Source organism: Chamaesiphon sp. OTE_20_metabat_361 (genome assembly GCF_031364565.1).
The window spans coordinates 1-3,669 of the sequence record NZ_JANLWO010000329.1; the positions used below are offsets into that span (position 1 = coordinate 1).

4 protein-coding genes are annotated in these 3,669 nt (G+C 51.0%); 1 reads left to right on the forward strand and 3 read right to left on the reverse strand.

Annotated features, from left to right (window positions below):
- Positions 1–108: 108 nt before the first annotated feature.
- From RMO35_RS09720 to thiL, 3 genes are all read right to left on the reverse strand, one after another.
- Positions 109–954 carry a formylglycine-generating enzyme family protein gene (locus RMO35_RS09720; RefSeq protein ID WP_309740686.1) on the reverse strand — a complete coding sequence of 282 codons (846 nt, stop codon included), beginning with the start codon at positions 952–954 and terminating at the stop codon, positions 109–111.
- Between the two features lie 92 nt (positions 955–1,046).
- Positions 1,047–1,997, reverse strand: coding sequence for a serine hydrolase (locus tag RMO35_RS09725; protein WP_309740689.1), 951 nt, complete (start codon positions 1,995–1,997; stop codon positions 1,047–1,049).
- A 158-nt stretch (positions 1,998–2,155) separates the two neighbouring features.
- A complete protein-coding gene (thiL, locus tag RMO35_RS09730; RefSeq protein ID WP_309740691.1) occupies positions 2,156–3,178 on the reverse strand; it encodes a thiamine-phosphate kinase in 1,023 nt (340 codons plus the stop codon).
- A 178-nt stretch (positions 3,179–3,356) separates the two neighbouring features.
- Here thiL and RMO35_RS09735 point away from each other — a divergent pair.
- Positions 3,357–3,669: fructose-bisphosphatase class II (locus tag RMO35_RS09735; RefSeq protein ID WP_309740693.1), on the forward strand; the 313-nt coding region annotated here is incomplete at its 3' end.

Here is a 3,669-nt window from a genome sequence, read left to right on the forward strand (position 1 = left end):
CGCTGTCTTGTCGTTGTCTTGACGCACACAACTCGGAGGAGACTTCCAGTCTCTAGGCTCTTCTTATCTCGAACCGAGGTTAAGTAGATACATAGCAGCAGTCAGGTGTCAACCGTTCCCCGGCTTGACGGCTTTGTTGAAGTCGGTATCGAGCACGACTCGCAAGCCGCAGCCGCCGATCCGAATTTCGGGAGCTAGACTACAGCGTACGGCACTGCGACAGCCACGCGCGACATAATCCCAGGAGCCGCCGCGCATGACTCGTTTGATATTGGCATCGCTTCGATCTGCTACCCATGCCGTGCCATCTGTCGGCGCACCTTGATAACTTGCCTGATAACCATCGAGACACCATTCCCAGACACTTCCGTGCATGTCATATAAGCCAAAGGCATTCGGCGGAAAAATCCCTACTGGTGTCGCTTCGCCCCGATTTTCGCCCACAGGAGCGCCATTATAGGGGTAGTTCCCGTTGTAATTTACCAATTCAGGAGTAATTATATCGCCAAAGTAAAAAGCGGTGTCCGTACCAGCACGACAGGCGTATTCCCACTGCGCTTCGCTCGGTAGCGTATACTCTCTAACAGTTTTTTGGGATAGTTTCGTGCAAAATTCTCGGGCATCATGCCAACTAATGTTTTCGATCGGGTAATCTAGCGCCGTCTCCAGATTACTACCATCCATGACCGATCGATATTGCGCCTGAGTAATCGGGTATTTGCCCATGTAAAAAGATGGTATCGCAACTGGGTGGATCGGCTGCTCGTCTTGATGATGTCGTGCGTCCCCCATCATAAATGTACCGCTGGGAATCAACACTAGCTCTAGCGTCAAGCTTCCACCCAAGCTTTCTATCAGGCATTGTGCCGATCTGGGTTGTCGATCGATTATTTCACCATTGCGATCGAGACTAACTGTTTCAAAGCTAAAGGTGGTGACGGCGACAGAAGACATGATGGTAAATAGGGATCGATCGGTAGATCTAAAAGTATGCCACGAGGTAGGGGGAATTGAGGGATTACCTCTACCTCTACAGATCGAATAATTTAGTCAGCTTGGATCTGCGCCATTGCCATGACAAATCGATCGGCAATAAAGGGCAGAATCTGGCGATTTTGGCTGTTTGCCGTCCCTTCCGTAAACACAATTAATAAATAAGGCTGTCGATCGACTAGTTCGATATAAGCCGCATCATGGCGCACCTGGGATGTCCAGCCAGCTTTCGACCACATTTGACTCTCAGATGGTAAACCCCCGCCTAGAAAGCCATTTACCTGGTTCTCCTCGCCCGAATCGGGGGTAACTCCTGCTAAGTTGAGATCGCGGTGGAGTAGTTGCATCATTTGACTCGATCGATCGCCGCTGACGGCAGCACCACCGACGATACTATGCAATAACCGGGCTACAGCATCGGTCGTGACCATATTTCGATTTTCGCGCATTTCGCCGACAAACAAGCGTTCCCGCCCGTAGGGGCCATCGCTCCAGGTCTTTTGATTGACATTGATCGGGTCTAATTCCAACCAGCCCAGGGATTGATAATAGCGGTTGATCAGATTGCGTTGAGCTTTCCAGGTTTCAAATGGCCCCGCAGACAGTTCGGGGCCACTAGTTGTACCAGTAAGGGTATCGACGACTAGGCTAGTGGCATCATTGCTAGAGTCGATTATCATATCGCGCAAGGCGCGATCGAGTTCGCCAGAAGCCGTTGCCATCCCTTGCTCTAGCCACTCGTGCATCGCCAGTAAATAAAATAATTTGGCGATACTGGCTGGATAAATGCGCTCGCCACCCCGATAATTAAAGCCCCGCACGGGATACGTCCACAGTTCATCGGCGGTAATCGCACCACCAGTATTCACCGGGATCGGTCGATCGTAAACCAGCCATGTCAACGCAATCTGTTCTGGCTGGAGATCGGAGAATTTGGCATGAGTGTCCGCTAGAGCTTGCTCGGCTAATAGCGTTAGCTGGGAATCGGAGTGGTAGAAGTGCATAGGGTGGGGAGGTGGAAAAACAGTTAAATGAGCGGGGTTTTTCTGTACGTGTTTAGCATAGTTCGGATCGCTTTGAGTGTACAGCGATCGAGATCGTCACTTCCCTGAGTCAACACATGGAACGATCGATACTCCCGTCTGGCACAGCACATCCACTACTAAAAGTGCTGAAATCCAGTTTTGCGCGGTTCGCTGGCAAACATCTCTCCTAGATCGATCGGTGCCTCATCCCCGCGATCGTCGATAATTAAAATATTGGAATGCTGGACGATCGTACCGATAATTGCCGCCCCACCGCCTAGTAAATCGACCAATTGACGCGCGATCGCCTCGGGCATAGTTAATACTAGTTCAAAGTCTTCTCCACCGTATAGAGCGGATGCTAGAGCCGGATCTGGAAAAAGTTGGGATAAGGATGGTGAGATCGGAATAGTCGATCGCGTCAATCTAGCACCCACGCCACTGGCTTCGCAAATTTGGAAGATCGCATCTGCTAAACCATCGCTACTATCCATCCCCGTTACCACCAATGCTCGATCGCTATTAGCTCGCAACCCTTGCAGCAGTGGCAATACATCTAGCCTCGGCTGGGGTCGCTGGTGAGCGGTAATTAGCCTGTCTCGATGCTGTTGGAAATTGGATCGATCGACACCTAACTCGGGATTGAGCAGCAATTGCAATCCGGCAGCAGCGTCTCCATGATAACCCGTCACCACGATCGCATCGCCAACTTGAGCAGTCGATCGGGCGACGATATTTTGGCTCGGGGCACTACCTAATGCGGTAATCGCCACAGTCGCTACACTCGATCGGGTCAAATCGCCGCCAATTATTCCCGTTCCATATTGCGCCAAACAAGCCTGCATCCCCACGTAAAGCTGCTCCAACCAGACGACAGGTAACGTCGGGGGCAAACTTAACCCGACGGTAATTCCCAAGGGTGTGGCACCCATTGCCGCCAGATCTGATAAATTCGCTGCCACCGATCGCCAGCCGACATCAAATGCTGTCGTCGTCCGATCGCTAAAATGTACTCCATCGACCAATACATCCGTCGTGACTATTAGCTCACAACCTGCTGGTGGATGGACAATCGCCCCGTCGTCCCCGATCGTCTGGGGGCGACAATAAGGAGAGATTAACTTTAGTAATCCACGTTCGCCAAGATCGCTAATGAGCATCTATTCGGTAGTTGGTAGATATAGAGATTTTACTCCGATCTACTGTGAATATTCAGCGATCCCCTGCCGCGTCGCCAAAGCGACAAAAGTCTGATATGTGCCCACGCGTCCCCACGCTCTGGTAGACTTGTAGACGACTCAAATCCCTATAAATAGAGCTTTTTAGGAGCAAATAGCAGTGGAAAATAGTTTAGGTTTAGAAATTATTGAAGTAGTAGAGCAAGCGGCGATCGCGTCAGCACGCTTGATGGGTAAGGGCGACAAGAATGAAGCCGATCGTGTTGCAGTCGAAGCGATGCGCGAACGGATGAATAAAATTCACATGCGCGGACGGATCGTCATTGGGGAAGGCGAACGCGATGACGCGCCCATGCTCTACATCGGTGAAGAAGTAGGGATTTGTTCTCAGCCTAATGCTGCCGATTTGTGTACCATTGACGATCCGTCCGCGCATGTGAATTTTATTCATCCGTTCGCGCATCGCTTCGACT